The organism is Thioclava arctica, assembly GCF_040892615.1.
Classification (GTDB): domain Bacteria; phylum Pseudomonadota; class Alphaproteobacteria; order Rhodobacterales; family Rhodobacteraceae; genus Thioclava; species Thioclava arctica.
The window spans coordinates 29310-43472 of sequence record NZ_JBFRYC010000017.1 but is presented as its reverse complement, the minus strand read 5'-3'; the positions used below and the strand labels follow the sequence as shown (position 1 = coordinate 43472).

Annotated in this window: 11 protein-coding genes and 1 pseudogene; 6 read left to right on the top strand and 6 right to left on the bottom strand. The window is 60.1% G+C overall.

What is annotated here, in order from left to right; translation table 11 throughout:
• Positions 1–44 precede the first annotated feature (44 nt).
• A pseudogene (locus tag AB4874_RS20100) lies at positions 45–287 on the bottom strand (ECs_2282 family putative zinc-binding protein); the annotation flags it as partial.
• A 325-nt stretch (positions 288–612) separates the two neighbouring features.
• Positions 613–1983: a class II 3-deoxy-7-phosphoheptulonate synthase gene (locus tag AB4874_RS18200; RefSeq protein ID WP_368393046.1), complete on the bottom strand. Its 1371-nt coding sequence runs from the start codon at positions 1981–1983 to the stop codon at positions 613–615.
• 176 nt (positions 1984–2159) lie between these two features.
• On the opposite strand from AB4874_RS18200, the gene AB4874_RS18195 reads away from it, so the two are divergent.
• From AB4874_RS18195 to AB4874_RS18170, 6 genes are all read left to right on the top strand, one after another.
• A complete protein-coding gene (locus tag AB4874_RS18195) occupies positions 2160–3215 on the top strand; it encodes a GlxA family transcriptional regulator (protein ID WP_438273500.1) in 1056 nt (351 codons plus the stop codon).
• A gap of 196 nt (positions 3216–3411) precedes the next feature.
• On the top strand, positions 3412–4596 hold the full coding sequence (locus tag AB4874_RS18190; protein ID WP_368393044.1) for an ABC transporter substrate-binding protein: 1185 nt from the start codon (positions 3412–3414) through the stop codon (positions 4594–4596).
• Positions 4597–4701: 105 nt separating this feature from the next.
• Entirely contained in the window at positions 4702–5562 is an 861-nt protein-coding gene (locus AB4874_RS18185; protein WP_295536298.1) for an ABC transporter ATP-binding protein, read from the top strand.
• The gene (locus AB4874_RS18180; RefSeq protein ID WP_295536295.1) at positions 5559–6263 is read left to right on the top strand and encodes an ABC transporter ATP-binding protein; all 705 of its coding nucleotides are present in this window, start codon (positions 5559–5561) and stop codon (positions 6261–6263) included. Before AB4874_RS18185 ends, AB4874_RS18180 begins: the two co-directional genes overlap by 4 nt.
• 3 nt (positions 6264–6266) lie before the next feature.
• Positions 6267–7274, top strand: a complete 1008-nt coding sequence (locus AB4874_RS18175) for a branched-chain amino acid ABC transporter permease (protein ID WP_295536293.1) — start codon at positions 6267–6269, stop codon at positions 7272–7274.
• Complete coding sequence (locus AB4874_RS18170; protein ID WP_368393043.1) at positions 7271–8605, top strand: branched-chain amino acid ABC transporter permease; 1335 nt, start codon at positions 7271–7273, stop codon at positions 8603–8605. The genes AB4874_RS18175 and AB4874_RS18170 overlap by 4 nt, the downstream gene beginning before the upstream one ends.
• 45 nt (positions 8606–8650) lie before the next feature.
• Here AB4874_RS18170 and AB4874_RS18165 read toward each other — a convergent pair whose 3' ends face one another.
• From AB4874_RS18165 to AB4874_RS18150, 4 genes are all read right to left on the bottom strand, one after another.
• Positions 8651–9379 (bottom strand): alanyl-tRNA editing protein, encoded by a 729-nt coding sequence (locus tag AB4874_RS18165; RefSeq protein ID WP_368393042.1) that lies wholly within the window; start codon positions 9377–9379, stop codon positions 8651–8653.
• On the bottom strand, positions 9379–11931 hold the full coding sequence (locus AB4874_RS18160; RefSeq protein ID WP_368393041.1) for a DUF3772 domain-containing protein: 2553 nt from the start codon (positions 11929–11931) through the stop codon (positions 9379–9381). The genes AB4874_RS18165 and AB4874_RS18160 overlap by 1 nt, the downstream gene beginning before the upstream one ends.
• The gene (locus tag AB4874_RS18155; protein WP_368393040.1) at positions 11928–12959 is read right to left on the bottom strand and encodes a cysteine synthase A; all 1032 of its coding nucleotides are present in this window, start codon (positions 12957–12959) and stop codon (positions 11928–11930) included. The genes AB4874_RS18160 and AB4874_RS18155 overlap by 4 nt, the downstream gene beginning before the upstream one ends.
• A gap of 68 nt (positions 12960–13027) precedes the next feature.
• Positions 13028–14155: an NUDIX domain-containing protein gene (locus AB4874_RS18150; RefSeq protein WP_368393039.1), complete on the bottom strand. Its 1128-nt coding sequence runs from the start codon at positions 14153–14155 to the stop codon at positions 13028–13030.
• Positions 14156–14163: the final 8 nt, after the last annotated feature.

The following is a 14163-nucleotide window of genomic DNA, read 5'->3' as shown; positions in this document are numbered from 1 at the left end:
GCGTATCGCGATCCTGAATGGCTACACCGCCCTTGGCATCCCCGTCACGAAAAAGGTGGGGTGAATCCGTCTGGGGAAAGGGGAACTATGTCCGGCAGCTGATTTGTGCAACAGAGTCCCTTCACAACGTAAATTTTCACAATGTCTTTAACAATTTCTGTTTTCATTCGCTCAACCTCGGAATCGATCCGAGCGCCATTCTCGCGGATCAGCTCCTCACGCGTGTAAATGCGGTCGCAGCCGACACAGAGGACGGGGCTGTTCTCGTCTTCAAACTCGAAGTCGGCTCCACCACAAGTCGATCACTGCATCGAGATGGACTGGGAATAGTCTTGCTTCATGTTCACACCCTATGAATTTTCGACCTAATGTGGACGGCTTGATTTCTCTTATCAATAAGTTTTTTGGTCGACCACGTTGACACTATTTAATTCTTTCACAAACCCTCGTTTATGGAAATTGCGCAAACCCCGTTCAAAACTCAAACCTTTGTTGAAGGTTTCCGGCCGTTTCGAGATATCCGCGGTCCGCCCCATCCCGTGCACCCCCAGCGCTCAAACAAAAGGCCCCGGACAAACGCCGGGGCCTTCTTGATACGGTGATCGCGGCGTTTTACTGCGAGGCAGCTTTCGCCAGCTTGCGGCGGTCCTGCAATTCCTCGGCCACCAAAAACGCCAGTTCAAGCGATTGCGACGCGTTGAGACGCGGATCACAAGCGGTGTGATAGCGCGAGGACAGGTCCTCATCGGTCACAGCGCGCACGCCGCCGGTGCATTCGGTCACGTCCTTGCCGGTCATTTCGAAATGCACGCCGCCGGGGATTGTGCCCTCGGCTTTGTGAATGGCGAAGAACTCGCGCACTTCGCGCAGCACGGATTCGAAGGGCCGCGTTTTGAAACCGCTCGCCGATTTGATCGTGTTGCCATGCATCGCATCGCAGGACCAGACGACATTGGCGCCCTCAGATTCGACCGTGCGAATGAGGCGCGGCAAATGATCGCCCACCTTGCCCGCGCCAAAGCGCGCGATCAGGGTCAGGCGGCCCGCCTCGTTTTCGGGGTTCAGCTTGGCCATCAGCACCTTGAGGTCTTCCTCGGTGGTGGAAGGCCCGCATTTCAGACCGATCGGGTTTTGCACGCCACGGCAGAATTCGACATGCGCGCCGTCAGGCTGGCGCGTGCGATCGCCGATCCACAGCATGTGGCCGGTGCCCGCAACCGGCAGACCGGTGGTGGAATCGATGCGGCACAGGGCCTCTTCATATTCCAGCAATAGCGCCTCGTGGCTGGTGTAGAACTCGACCGCACCCAATTCATGGGCGGTTTCCGAGGTCACGCCAGCGGCGCGCATGAATTCCATCGCCTCAGAAATCTGATCGGCCACTTTGCGGTATTTCTCGGCCTCATCGGCGTCGGTGAAGCCCGCGATCCAGCTTTGCACGCGGTGGATATCGGCAAAGCCCCCCGTCGAGAACGCGCGCAACAGGTTGAGCGACGCCGCAGCCTGCGTATAGGCCTGCAGCATCCGGTTCGGGTCGGGCTGGCGCGAGTCCATCGTGGCCTCGAACCCGTTGATGATATCGCCGCGATAGCTGGGATATTCCACGCCGCCAATCATCTCGGTCGGGGCCGAGCGCGGCTTGGCAAACTGCCCCGCCATCCGGCCGACCTTGATCACCGGCACCTTCGCGCCCCACGTCAGCACGACGGCCATTTGCAGCATGACCTTGAAGGTGTCGCGGATATTGTCAGCAGAAAACTCGCCAAAGCTTTCGGCGCAATCGCCCCCTTGCAGCAAGAACGCCTCGCCTCGCGCGGCTTTCGCCAGATCCGCCTTGAGACGGCGTACCTCGCCAGCAAAAACCAACGGGGGCATGCGCGACAGGGTGCCCTCAACCGCGCTCAGCGCTGCGGCATCGGGATAGTCAGGCATCTGAACCCGCGGTTTTGCGCGCCAGTCCGATTTGCTCCAACCCTTGCCCATCTGATCCTCCAAAACGTGGTTTTCTTGTTCGAGGGCGGTTATAGCCGTGCCGTCGCACAAGGACAAACCCGAAAATGCGCAGCTACAATCGCCCGGGCGCTGCGCGAGTTGCTCTTGCGGGGCGACGGAATTCCGGTGCACGCTGTGGTGCGCATCCCAATATCGAGACCACACCCATGCCCCAAAGCCCGCCCCGTCTGCATCGCCGCCCCGCACCTTCGCAGGGCACGATCCGGCTGGGGGAAAACCCGCGCAAACACAGCTTTGCCTTCTTGCTGCTGGATCGCTTTACGATGATGGCCTTCGCCAGCGCGATCGAGCCGCTGCGGCTGGCCAATCAGGTTTCGGGCCGCGATCTGTATGAATGGCAGCTGGTCAGCGAGGGCAAGCGCGACGTCTCCTGTTCCAATGGCGCGGTGTTTCGCACCGATCTGGGGTTGGAAGAATTGTCGCGCGATTCCACGGTTTTGGTGTGCGGCGGGATTGATGTGGCCGAGGCGATCAGCAAGCCGGTGCTGAATTGGCTGCGCCGTGAGGCGCGACGCGGGGCGGCGATGGGGGGCTTGTGCACGGGCGCTTGGGCGCTGGCAGAGGCCGGGCTGCTTGATGGGCGGCGCGCCACGATCCATTGGGAAAACACCGATGCCTTCAACGAGGATTTCCCCGATGTCGAATTGACGCGCAGTGTGTTTGTCATTGACGGCAACCGGCTGAGCACTGCGGGCGGCACCGCCTCGATTGATCTGATGCTGCGTTTGATCGCGATAGATCACGGCGAGCAACTGGCCAATACCGTGGCCGATCAGATGATCCATTCCTCAATCCGCACCGATCGCGATTCTCAGCGGCTGTCGATTCCCACCCGCATCGGCGTGCGTCACCCGAAACTGGCACAGGTGATCGGCCAGATGGAGGGCAATATCGAAGAGCCGATCAGCCCGGCCGCGCTGGCCACCGAAGTGGGCATGTCTGCGCGCCAGTTGGAACGGCTGTTCCGTCGTTACCTGAACCGCTCGCCCAAGCGCTATTACATGGAATTGCGGCTGCAAAAGGCGCGCAATCTGCTGATGCAAACCGAGATGAGCGTGATCAATGTCGCGATGGCGTGCGGCTTTGCCTCGCCCTCGCATTTCTCCAAATGCTACCGCGCGCATTACCAAACCACGCCCTACCGTGAACGCGGCACCTCGGGCGGAAGCGAAGCGGTCGGCGCGCCAGAGGCCGATCATTGATGCACAGCGCGGCGCTAAGTCCGCGTTTAACCCTCACAAAAACGCACAATACCCCAAGTTGGCGTTACGAAAGCACGATTGGCGCTTGACCTTTTGGTCCGAATTTCCATGACTTCGCCCCATCCGCGGTGTTTCCTTTTACAAAGCCGCGCACTAATCTCGCGCTAGAACGCGAGTTCAACATGGGAGTGAATAAATGAAAAAAATTCTTCTGGCCTCTGCCGCGATCGCTTTTGGCGCGACCGGCGCTTTTGCCGATGAAGTAAAAATGGGTGTTCTGCTGGGCTTCACTGGCCCGCTGGAATCGCTCGCGCCGGGCATGGCAAAAGGCGCCGAAATGGCGATGAAGGAAGTCTCGGATTCCGGCAAGCTGCTGGGTGGAGACACCGTGACCCCGGTTGAGGGCGACTCGACCTGTATCGACGCTGCGGCTGCAACGGCAGCGGGCGAAAAGCTGGTCACCTCGGATAAAGTGCATGGCATTTTGGGTGCGATGTGTTCGGGCGCAACCACGGCTGTGCTGCAAAACGTCGCGATGCCCAATGGCATGGTAATGGTCTCGCCCTCGGCAACCTCGCCGGCGCTGTCGACCCTGCCCGACGACGGCCTGTTCTTCCGCACCGCGCCCTCTGATGCGCGCCAAGGCGATGTGATGGCCGATGAAATCCTTGAAAAAGGCATCAAATCGGTCGCTGTGACCTATACCAATAACGACTACGGCAAGGGTCTCGCCGACAGCTTCGAGAAAGCCTACACCGCCAAGGGTGGCAAGGTCACGATCTCGGCAGCGCATGAAGACGGCAAGGGCGATTATTCGGCCGAAGTCGGCTCGCTGGCCTCGGCGGGTGGCGATGCGCTGGTGATCGCAGGCTATGTCGATCAGGGCGGCTCGGGCATCCTGCGCGGCGCACTTGATACCGGTGCTTTCTCGACCTTCGTCTTCCCCGACGGCATGGTCAGCCAAGCGCTGCAGGACAATTTCGGCCCCGAGATCAACGGCTCCTTCGGCCAGCTCCCCGATTCCGCGGGTCAGGGCATGAAGACCTATCTTGGCATGGCGAAAGCAGCCGGGTTTGATGGCTCCTCGGCCTATTCGGGCGGGTCCTACGATGGGGCTGCGCTGATGCTTCTGGCAATGCAGGCGGCCAATTCCACCGATCCTAAAGTCTACAAAGACAAGATCATGGAGATCGCCAACGGTCCGGGCGAAAAGATCTATCCCGGTGAGCTGGCCAAGGGTCTTGAGCTGCTCAAGGAAGGCAAGCCGATCGATTATGAAGGCGCAACCGCCGTCAACCTGATCGGCAATGGCGAGGCTGCGGGCACCTTCCGCGAAATCGAAATCAAGGATGGCAAGATCGAAACGGTGAAATACCGTTGATCGGATAAGCGATCTAGAACAGCCCGGAGTGATCCGGGCTGTTTTCAATTAAAACAATACATTGCGGCACGCACTTAAAGTGACCGCAGGATCCCAGGGGACCCCATGATCCGGGTTGAAAATCTCGTCAAATCCTTTGGCGGCTTTCGGGCTGTCGACGGTGCAAGCCTTACCATCGAAACCGGTTCCATCACCGGCCTTATCGGCCCGAACGGTGCCGGAAAATCCACCCTTTTCAATGTGATAGCGGGGGTTCATGAACCTACCGAAGGCCGTGTCACGATGGATGGCGAGGATATCACCGGACTGAAACCGCATGAGCTGTTTCACAAAGGGCTGCTGCGCACTTTCCAGATCGCGCATGAATTTCCCTCGCTCACAGTGCGCGAGAACTTAATGATGGTGCCTGCAGACCAGCCCGGCGAGACGCTGTGGAATACATGGTTTGGGCGCAAAACAATTCGCAAGAACGAAGCGGAGCTTCTGAAGAAGGCCGATGAAGTTCTTGAATTCCTGACGATTTCTCATCTTCGCGATGAAAAGGCGGGCAACCTCTCGGGCGGTCAGAAAAAGCTGCTAGAGCTGGGCCGCACGATGATGGTCGAAGCCAAGATCGTGTTTCTCGATGAGGTCGGCGCGGGCGTGAACCGCACCCTGCTCAACACGATTGGCGATGCGATTGTGCGCCTCAACAAAGAGCGCGGCTATACGTTTTGCGTGATCGAACACGATATGGATTTCATCGGCCGTTTGTGTGATCCGGTGATCGTGATGGCCGAGGGGCACGTTCTGGCGCAGGGCTCGGCCGATCACATCATGGAAAACGAGGCGGTGATCGAGGCCTATCTGGGCACGGGCCTAAAGAACAAGGTCAAGGCCGAGGAAACCAAAGAAAAAAACCTGCATGAAGATCACGGCGCCCAACCCGGCCTTGGCGATGAAGCGGGCAAAGGGGGCGAGGCATGAGCTATCTTGAAGCGCGCGACATGACCGGCGGCTATGGTAAAGCCGACATTTTGCACAGCTGCACATTATGCGTCGAAAAGGGCGAGATCGCGGTGATCGTGGGCCCGAACGGCGCAGGCAAATCCACCGCGATGAAGGCCGTTTTCGGCATGCTGAACCTGCGCGAGGGCCGCGTCACACTGGACGGCGTCGATATCACCGGGTTGAGCCCGCAAGATCGGGTAAAAAAGGGCATGGGGTTTGTGCCTCAGGTCAATAACGTCTTCCCGACGATGACGGTGGAAGAAAACCTCGAAATGGGCGCGTTTATTCGCGACGATAATTTCAAGGTCACGATGGAGCAGGTGTTTACCCTGTTCCCGATCCTCAAGGACAAGCGCCGCCAAAACGCGGGCGAGCTGTCAGGTGGGCAGCGCCAGCAGGTCGCTGTCGGGCGCGCGCTGATGACGCAGCCCAAGCTGTTAATGCTGGATGAGCCCACCGCCGGCGTCTCTCCGATCGTGATGGATGAGCTGTTTGATCGCATCATCGAAGTTGCGCGCACCGGGATCTCGATCCTGATGGTGGAACAGAACGCCCGGCAAGCCCTTGAGATTGCAGATAAAGGATATGTCCTCGTGCAAGGCGAAAACAAATATACCGACACGGGCAAGGCGCTACTGGCCGACCCGGAAGTTCGGCGCACTTTCTTGGGGGGCTGAGCGATGGATTTCCTTAACGCGCTGGTCGCGATCACCAATTACGTCATCATCCCCGCCACCGCCTATGGCGCACAGCTTGCGCTTGGCGCGCTTGGGGTGACACTGATCTATTCGATCCTGCGGTTTTCCAACTTCGCCCATGGCGACACGATGGCATTCGGAACTGGGGTGGTCATTCTGATCACCTGGGGATTTCAGGCGATGGGCATCAGCTTTGGCCCGTTGCCCACGGCCCTGCTGGCCCTGCCCTTTGGCATCATCATCACCTCGGCGCTGATGCTGGGCACCGACAAGGTGGTGTACCAGTATTACCGCAAGGTTAAAGCCGCGCCGGTGGTGATGGTCATGGTCTCGGTCGGGGTGATGTTTATCATGAACGCGCTGACACGCTTTCTGATCGGCGTCGATCAGATCAACTTCGCCGATGGCGCGCGGTTCGTCATCAATGCGCGGGAATGGCGCGAGATGACAGGGCTGGCCGAGCCGCTAACGTTACGCTCCACCCAAGTCATCACCGTCGTCACCGCGATTTTGGTGGTCTGGGCGCTGTTCTGGTTTCTGGGCAAAACACGCACCGGAAAATCGATGCGCGCCTTTTCCGACAACGAAGATCTGGCGCTGTTGTCTGGCATCGACCCAGACCGCGTGGTCGCCGTGACCTGGATCATCACCGGCGCGCTCGCCACCATCGCGGGCACGCTCTATGGTTTGGACAAGTCGTTCAAAGCCTTCACCTATTTCCAACTGCTGTTGCCGATATTTGCCTCGGCCATCGTGGGCGGTATCGGCAACCCGGTGGGCGCAATCGCGGGCGGCTTCGTGATTTCCTTCTCGGAAGTGGGCCTGACCTATGCGTGGAAAAAGGTCGTCACCTATCTGATCCCGAACTGGGAACCCGACGGGCTGGTTCAGCTTTTGTCGACCGATTACAAATACGCTGTCAGCTTCACCATTCTGATCCTCGTTCTGATCTTCAAGCCGACCGGCCTCTTTAAGGGGAAAATCGTATGAGCACCTCACGTCAGGCAGAAACTGCGGCCGGTGGCCGTCTGCGCGCGCCCCTGTTCTTTGCCCTCATGGCCGCGTTGATTGTCCTCGAGGGACTTACCTCAAGCTGGAACTCGGCGCTGGGCATTCTCAACATGGGCCTGCTAAGCGCGATCATGGCGCTCGGCGTGAACATGCAATGGGGCTATGCGGGGCTGTTTAACGCGGGCGCGATGGGGTTCGTGGCGCTGGGCGGGCTGGCCCCGGTGTTGATTTCGATGCCGCCCACGCAGGGTGCATTCAAAGCGGGCGGCGTGGGCATTCTCGTCGCGCTTGCGTTGGCCGCCATTGCGGTAGTTGGCGCAGTTTGGCTGTATCGGACCCTGAAAGGGCGCGCGCGTGGGCTTGCGGTCGCGCTGGTGCTGATCATCGGCTTTTTCGTCTTCCGCTGGGTGTTTGATCCGGCGGTCGCGGCGATTGAGGCCATCAACCCTTCGGCTGCGGGTAACCTTGGCGGCCTCGGCCTGCCGACACTGGTCTCTTGGCCGGTGGGTGCACTGCTTGCGGCTGGGGCAGCCTGGCTGGTGGGCAAGATCGCCTTGGGGCTGCGCTCGGACTATCTTGCAATCGCAACGCTGGGCATCGCCGAAATCGTTGTCGCCGTGCTCAAGAACGAGCAATGGTTGGATCGTGGCGTTCTCAACGTCAACGGCATCCCGCGCCCCTGGCCGGTGCCCTATGAGATCACGCTGCAAAACAGCCCCGCCTTCGTGTCCAAGATGCAGGCTTGGGGGATTGACCCGACGCAGGGCTCGACGCTAACGGTCAAACTGGCCTTCCTTTTGCTCTTTGTCGTGGTGATCGGCGTGCTGCTGTGGTTCAGCGAAATGGCGCGACGCTCGCCTTGGGGGCGGATGATGCGCGCGATCCGCGACAACGAAGTCTCGGCCGCCGCAATGGGCAAAAACGTGACCCGCCGCCATTTGCAGATCTTTGTTCTCGGCTCGGCGGTGATTGGTCTGGCGGGCGCGATGATGATCTCGCTTGATGGCCAGATGACCCCGTCCAGCTATAACCCGCTGCGCTACACCTTCCTTGTCCTCGTGATGGTGATCGTGGGCGGTTCGGGCAGCAATTGGGGCTCGATCTTGGGCGGTTTACTGATCTGGTATGTCTGGGTGAAGGCAGGCGACTGGGGGCCCAATATCATGGCGCTTCTGGCCAGCCCCGTTCCCGATGGAGCCTTCAAACAGCATATGATCGATTCCGCCGCCCATATGCGGATGCTGGTCATGGGGGGCATCTTGCTGATCGTACTGCGCTTTAGTCCACGCGGGCTTTTGCCAGAAAAATAACGGATGGGGGGCGCAGGCCCCCTACCCGGTTTTCCGGCGCATGGCTTAGGTCAAATGCAGATAGACCCGGCGGTTCTGGCGACCCTTCTTCTCGATCTTGCCAATTTTAACGCCACCGATTTCTGACAGCGAGGCCACATGCGTGCCGCCACAGGGCTGCAGGTCAATCTGTGCATCTTCACGCCCGATCGCGATCAGCCGCACCCAGCCTTGCCCTACGGGCGGCGCGACAGACATCGTCTTGACCAGTTCGGGCTGCGCGGCGAGTTGCGCATCGGTGATCCAGCTTTCGGTCACGGGCAAATCCTGAGCGATCCAGCCATTCATCAGCGCATCAAGCGCGTCGATATCTTCGGGTTTTTCGGCCATGTCGAAATCAAGCCGTCCGCGCTCGACCCCGATCTGCCCGCCCGTCACCGGAAAGGGAATGGCGACCGATAACAGGTGCAGCGCGGTGTGCACGCGCATGTGGCGATGGCGCCGCTCCCAGTCGAGGTCCTGACGCACCCGCGTGCCAATCGGGGGCAAAGGAGCGGGCTCGGACGGGACCAGGATCACCGCGCCGGGCGCATCGGGTTCGGGCTTGACGGTGGTGGCAATCTCAAGCGCGCCGCCCGGCCAGACCAGCCGCCCGCTATCGCCGGGCTGACCGCCACCGCTGGGGTAAAAGATCGAATCCGCGCAGTAAATCCCGCCCTCGGAGGTGTGCCCGATGACCTGCGTTTCCAGATCGCGCAAATAGGGGTGAATGCGGTAACTTTGCTGCTGGGGCATTACCGGGCTCCTCCATCGCCATCGCCATCGCCATCACCGTCGTTGTTGATATCCTCGATCCCCTCGCCGGGCAGCGGCTGGCCGAGATCAGTGCGGCTCACTCGCTTTTCGGTCGTGTCCGTTTCGCCGGTGTCCGTCTGCGGTGCGGGCGCAGTCTGGGCCGTGTCAAGCTGGCCACGCCCGGCATCGCGCAAAACCTCGGGATTGCGCAGCCATAGATCGTGTTGAGTAAAGGGCACTTCGATACCGGCCTCAGCAAAGCGGGCGTTGATCTCGTGGTTCATTTCGCTCATCACGCGCAGTTTGAAATTCACATCCGACAGGATTGCGCGCACTTCAAAGTCCAGACTCGAGGCGCCAAATGCGACAAACAGCACATAGGGTTCTGGGTTCATCATAACGAGCGGCTGATTTTCAGCCACTTCCAGAAGGATCTTCTCGACCTTGCGCGTATCGGAGCCATAGGCCACCCCGACCGGCACGATCAGCCGCCCCGTGACATTGGCGCGCGTCCAGTTTGTCACCTGCCCCGAGATCAGATCGGCATTGGGCACGATCACTTCCGAGCGGTCAAAGGTCTCGATCCGGGTCGAGCGCACGGTGATCGCCTTGACGACGCCTTGCTGGGTGCCAACCTCGATCCAGTCCCCTTCCGAAATCGGGCGTTCGATCAGCAAGATGATGCCCGAGACAAAGTTCTGAACGATGGTTTGCAGACCAAAACCGACCCCGACCGAGAGCGCACCTGCAACGATTGCCAGCGAACTCAGATCGATCCCCGCCGAGGAAATCGCGATCACCGAGGCCAGAAAAATCCCCAGATAACCGATGCCCGAAATGATCGCACTCTGCCCGCCCTTATCAATCTTGGTTTTCGGCAAAAGCGAGGTGCGCAGTGCCCCCTGCACCAGCCGCGTGACCGACAGGCCGATCAGGAAAATGATCAAGAAGGTCAGGAAGACGCCGGGCGAAACGCGCACGCCACCCATCGTCGCCCCTGCTTGGAAGGTCGACCAAAGCCCGATCAGGTCGTCAATCCGCGCGCCCCAAATCAACGCCGCCACGGGCAGCGCCAGAACCCCAAGCGAAAAGCCGATCAGCACCGGGATCAGGGATTCGCGCGCATCATCATCGCGTCGCGTCACAAAGACATAGAGATCGGCAAAGAACTGCTGCAGCACCAGCACCAGCGCAATCAAACCCAATGTCAGGATCAACGGCCAGATCATCGCATTGGCCGCGTTCACATAGCCAATCGCGCCCAGCACCGGGCCGAGCACCGCAATCGCGATCACCAGACTGCCAATCGCCCCGACGATGCGGTCGCGAAACGCTTTTTCTTCGCTGTCATAGCTGTCATCGCGCAGATGGCTGCGCAGCATTTGCCCAAGCCGGAACAGAAAAATCCCCGCCAGAACCTGAAGCGGAAAGGCCAGCACGCCAAAGCCCGCATCCAGCGTTCGCGCCAGCGCATCGGTCTGCTCGCTCGTTTTGGCCGCAGCATTGAGCACCTGCTCGCCCCGGCTGACAATCCAGTCGCCCAAAGGCCCTTGCAGCCCGACCAGCATGCCCAGCATCACCGTCAGAACACGCCCTTCGCGGCGCCGCTCTGGCAACAGATTAAAGGGCGCCTCTTGCTGATCGCTTTTTGGAAAGACCCGACCCGCGAGCCAGACGGCCGTAATAATCACGGTCGCTGACGCCCCAAGCGTGCCCAGAAATTCAAGCCATAGCGGACCAAGCAACGCTGTCTGGCGCAGCGCGAGGATAAGAATGACAACCCCCACCAGCGGTAAGAACAACTGCCCCAAGGAGACAAGCGCATCAATCACGCGGCGCGCGCGCAATGCCAGTTTTTGCTCGACCAGATTGGCCAGACTCTCGATCCAGCGTCGCCCGCGCCAAAGCAACAACAGCGCGATAAACACCAGCCCCACGATCACCGGAGCATTGTCGCGCGTAGTGGCAAAGGGGCTCGAGGTGTTCAGCTCCTTGCGCATCTCATCGACCAACGCCCCCGTCAGCGCGGTCGTGATCGTCAATGCGTTGGGCCAGTTGACCGGGTTCAACGGCGTCGGCGTGAGGCGTAGCAACTTATCGGTCTGTCGCGCGCGCAACAGCTTGTCGATATTGGCGATAATGACATCGGCGCGGCTGGCAGCTTCGGTCGCGCGCAGACCGGGCGCTTGCAGTGTCGAGAGCTGATCTTGCAGCGTCTTGCGACGGCTCGCAATTGCCTGATCCTCGGTCGCGTCCCCCGTAGGTGGCGGCCCAAGCGCCTCGATCTGGGCTTTGACGGTCGTGATTTGGCTGGAATTAATGTCTTCGGCCGCCGTCAGCGTCTTTCGCCACCCGTCGATCTTGGAGCGCAAAGCATCCAGCGCCGGATTGTCGGCAGTGCCCTCTTGCACGGTATTTTCGGCGTTGACCGCGACCTTGTCCCAGGCTGCGTAATCAGGCGGGCTGGGGGCCGCGTTATTTTGTGCCAGCGCCAGCCCCGGCAGGGCCAACGCAAGCATCACAAACCAGACCCGCAGCAGCCGCCAGATCATTGCGCGTAAACCTCGGGGATTTTGCGGCCGGGGCCATCGAGCCATGCAGGCACCGGCAGCCCCTTTTCACGCAGGAATACGGGGTTGAACAGCTTGGATTGATAGCGCGTGCCGTAATCGCACAGGATGGTCACGATCGTGTGGCCCGGCCCCATCTCACGCGCCATGCGGATTGCACCGGCCACGTTGATGCCCGACGAGCCGCCAAGGCACAGCCCCTCTTCGTTCAGCAAATCGAAGACAATCGGCAGCGCCTCGGAATCGGGGATGTTATAGCTCATATCCGGGGTGAACCCCTCAAGATTGGCGGTAATGCGGCCCTGCCCGATCCCCTCAGCAATCGAAGAGCCTTCGGATTTCAACACGCCCGTGGTGTAAAAACTGTGCAGCGCCGCGCCATCGGGATCGGCCAGCGCGACCTTCACCCCCTTGGGCTGCAATGCCATGCCAATGCCCGCCAGCGTGCCCCCCGAGCCCACAGAGCAAACAAAGCCATGCACATGCCCGCCAGTCTGCTCCCAAATCTCGGGGCCGGTGGTTTCGATATGGGCCTGACGATTGGCCACGTTGTCAAACTGATTGGCCCAGACCGCACCATTGGGATCGGTTTGCGCAAGCTCCGCCGCCAGCCGTTCCGAGTAACGCACGAAATTATTGGGGTTCTTGTAGGGTGCCGCTGGCACTTCGACCAGTTGCGCCCCCGCGAGACGCAGCATGTCTTTCTTTTCCTGACTTTGCGTTTCGGGGATCACGATCACCGTGCGAAACCCCATCGAGGCCCCCACCAGCGCCAGACCAATACCCGTATTGCCCGCCGTGCCCTCGACAATCGTGCCGCCCGGTTGCAGCGCACCACGTTGGATCGCATCGCGGATCATGAACAGCGCGGCGCGATCTTTCACCGATTGGCCGGGGTTGAGAAACTCTGCCTTGCCCAGAATCGTGCAGCCCGTCATCTCGGACGCTTTTCTCAACTTGATAAGCGGGGTGTGGCCCACCGCTGCTGCCAGATCGCCGCAAATTCGCATGAAACCCTCCAGTGTCGCGCGCCCGTCCTCGGGCAACGCACCAGACTTAGGCTGCCGCGCGCGCCACCTCAAGCCTTGGCGCGTAAACCATCGCGCATCCGCTCAAGCCAAAGCGCCAGCACAACCAGCGGCGCATTGCCCGCCTCGCCGCTTTGCACCATCTCCATCAATTGATCGAACGACACCAGATGAGGGCGGATATCTTCGCCCTCATCCTCGACACCGCCGGGACGCCCGGCATCATCAGGCAGATCGGTGAGGCCAATAAAGCAATGAATAAATTCCGTTTTTGCCCCCGGCGTCGGGTAAAAGCGTGGTGCTTCGATCAGCGAGTCCAGCGTGATCCCGGCCTCTTCCATCGCCTCGCGATGGGCCGTTTGCTTGGGGCTTTCGCCGGGGTCGATCCGCCCGGCAATGGCTTCGATCATCCAAGGGTTGGGCTCACCGCGCGCGAAGGGCCCGGTGCGAAACTGCTCGATCAGCAAGACCCGGTCGCGGCGCGCATCATAGGGCAAAACAACCGCCGCATCACCGGAAACAAACGCGGCACGGTTCAACGTATCCGAGAACCCACCGGCAAAAAGACGATGGCGCAACCTGTAATCTTCAACAAGAAAAAACCCTTTATATCCAATGTTTTGAGAGTCGACATCAATGTCATTATCTTGCACAGAACGGCGCAAGTCCTGAGGCATCGGTTGGGCCTGCGCCGCAAGTTTGGACCAAGCCCGCACAAGGATCGAGTGATAGCGCGCATTGGCCGCCTCTGGCCCAATCTGTTCGGCTTCACGGATGAATTGCGCGGCGGCCTCGGTCTTGAGCGCACCCCAATGTGGGCGCCACTCCGCCAAGGACCACTCCGCCCCCAACTGCCAATGGCCCGCGCCCGGCAGCCAAACGCGCGCCCGCAGTGACGCGCCCTCTTGCACGACATCGAGATCTTGCGCGTTGTAGCCCGCCTCATACCAAGCGATCCGCTCTGCCTCACGCGGGCTTAACGTGCAGACAAAACCTTGTGCAGTGGCACCTGACAGCGCCTCAAGAACGGGAAAACCCAAAGGCACGTCGTCACGGCAAGCCTCACGCACGCGATAGCCGCACAACGACGCAGGCTGCATGTCTGGCACACGCCCGATGACCGCATGCAAAAGCGGCGGATGACACAGCGTTCCATAGAAAAAATGGTGTATGCTCAAGGGACTGC

Excerpts from the sequence above, each read along its gene's own strand:
- AB4874_RS18200 (WP_368393046.1), bottom strand. The coding sequence starts at position 1,983 with ATGGGCAAGGGTTGGAGCAAATCGGACTGGCGCGCAAAACCGCGGGTT.
- AB4874_RS18195 (WP_438273500.1), top strand. The coding sequence starts at position 2,160 with ATGCCCCAAAGCCCGCCCCGTCTGCATCGCCGCCCCGCACCTTCGCAG.
- AB4874_RS18190 (WP_368393044.1), top strand. The coding sequence starts at position 3,412 with ATGAAAAAAATTCTTCTGGCCTCTGCCGCGATCGCTTTTGGCGCGACC.
- AB4874_RS18185 (WP_295536298.1), top strand. The coding sequence starts at position 4,702 with ATGATCCGGGTTGAAAATCTCGTCAAATCCTTTGGCGGCTTTCGGGCT.
- AB4874_RS18180 (WP_295536295.1), top strand. The coding sequence starts at position 5,559 with ATGAGCTATCTTGAAGCGCGCGACATGACCGGCGGCTATGGTAAAGCC.
- AB4874_RS18175 (WP_295536293.1), top strand. The coding sequence starts at position 6,267 with ATGGATTTCCTTAACGCGCTGGTCGCGATCACCAATTACGTCATCATC.
- AB4874_RS18170 (WP_368393043.1), top strand. The coding sequence starts at position 7,271 with ATGAGCACCTCACGTCAGGCAGAAACTGCGGCCGGTGGCCGTCTGCGC.
- AB4874_RS18165 (WP_368393042.1), bottom strand. The coding sequence starts at position 9,379 with ATGCCCCAGCAGCAAAGTTACCGCATTCACCCCTATTTGCGCGATCTG.
- AB4874_RS18160 (WP_368393041.1), bottom strand. The coding sequence starts at position 11,931 with ATGATCTGGCGGCTGCTGCGGGTCTGGTTTGTGATGCTTGCGTTGGCC.
- AB4874_RS18155 (WP_368393040.1), bottom strand. The coding sequence starts at position 12,959 with ATGCGAATTTGCGGCGATCTGGCAGCAGCGGTGGGCCACACCCCGCTT.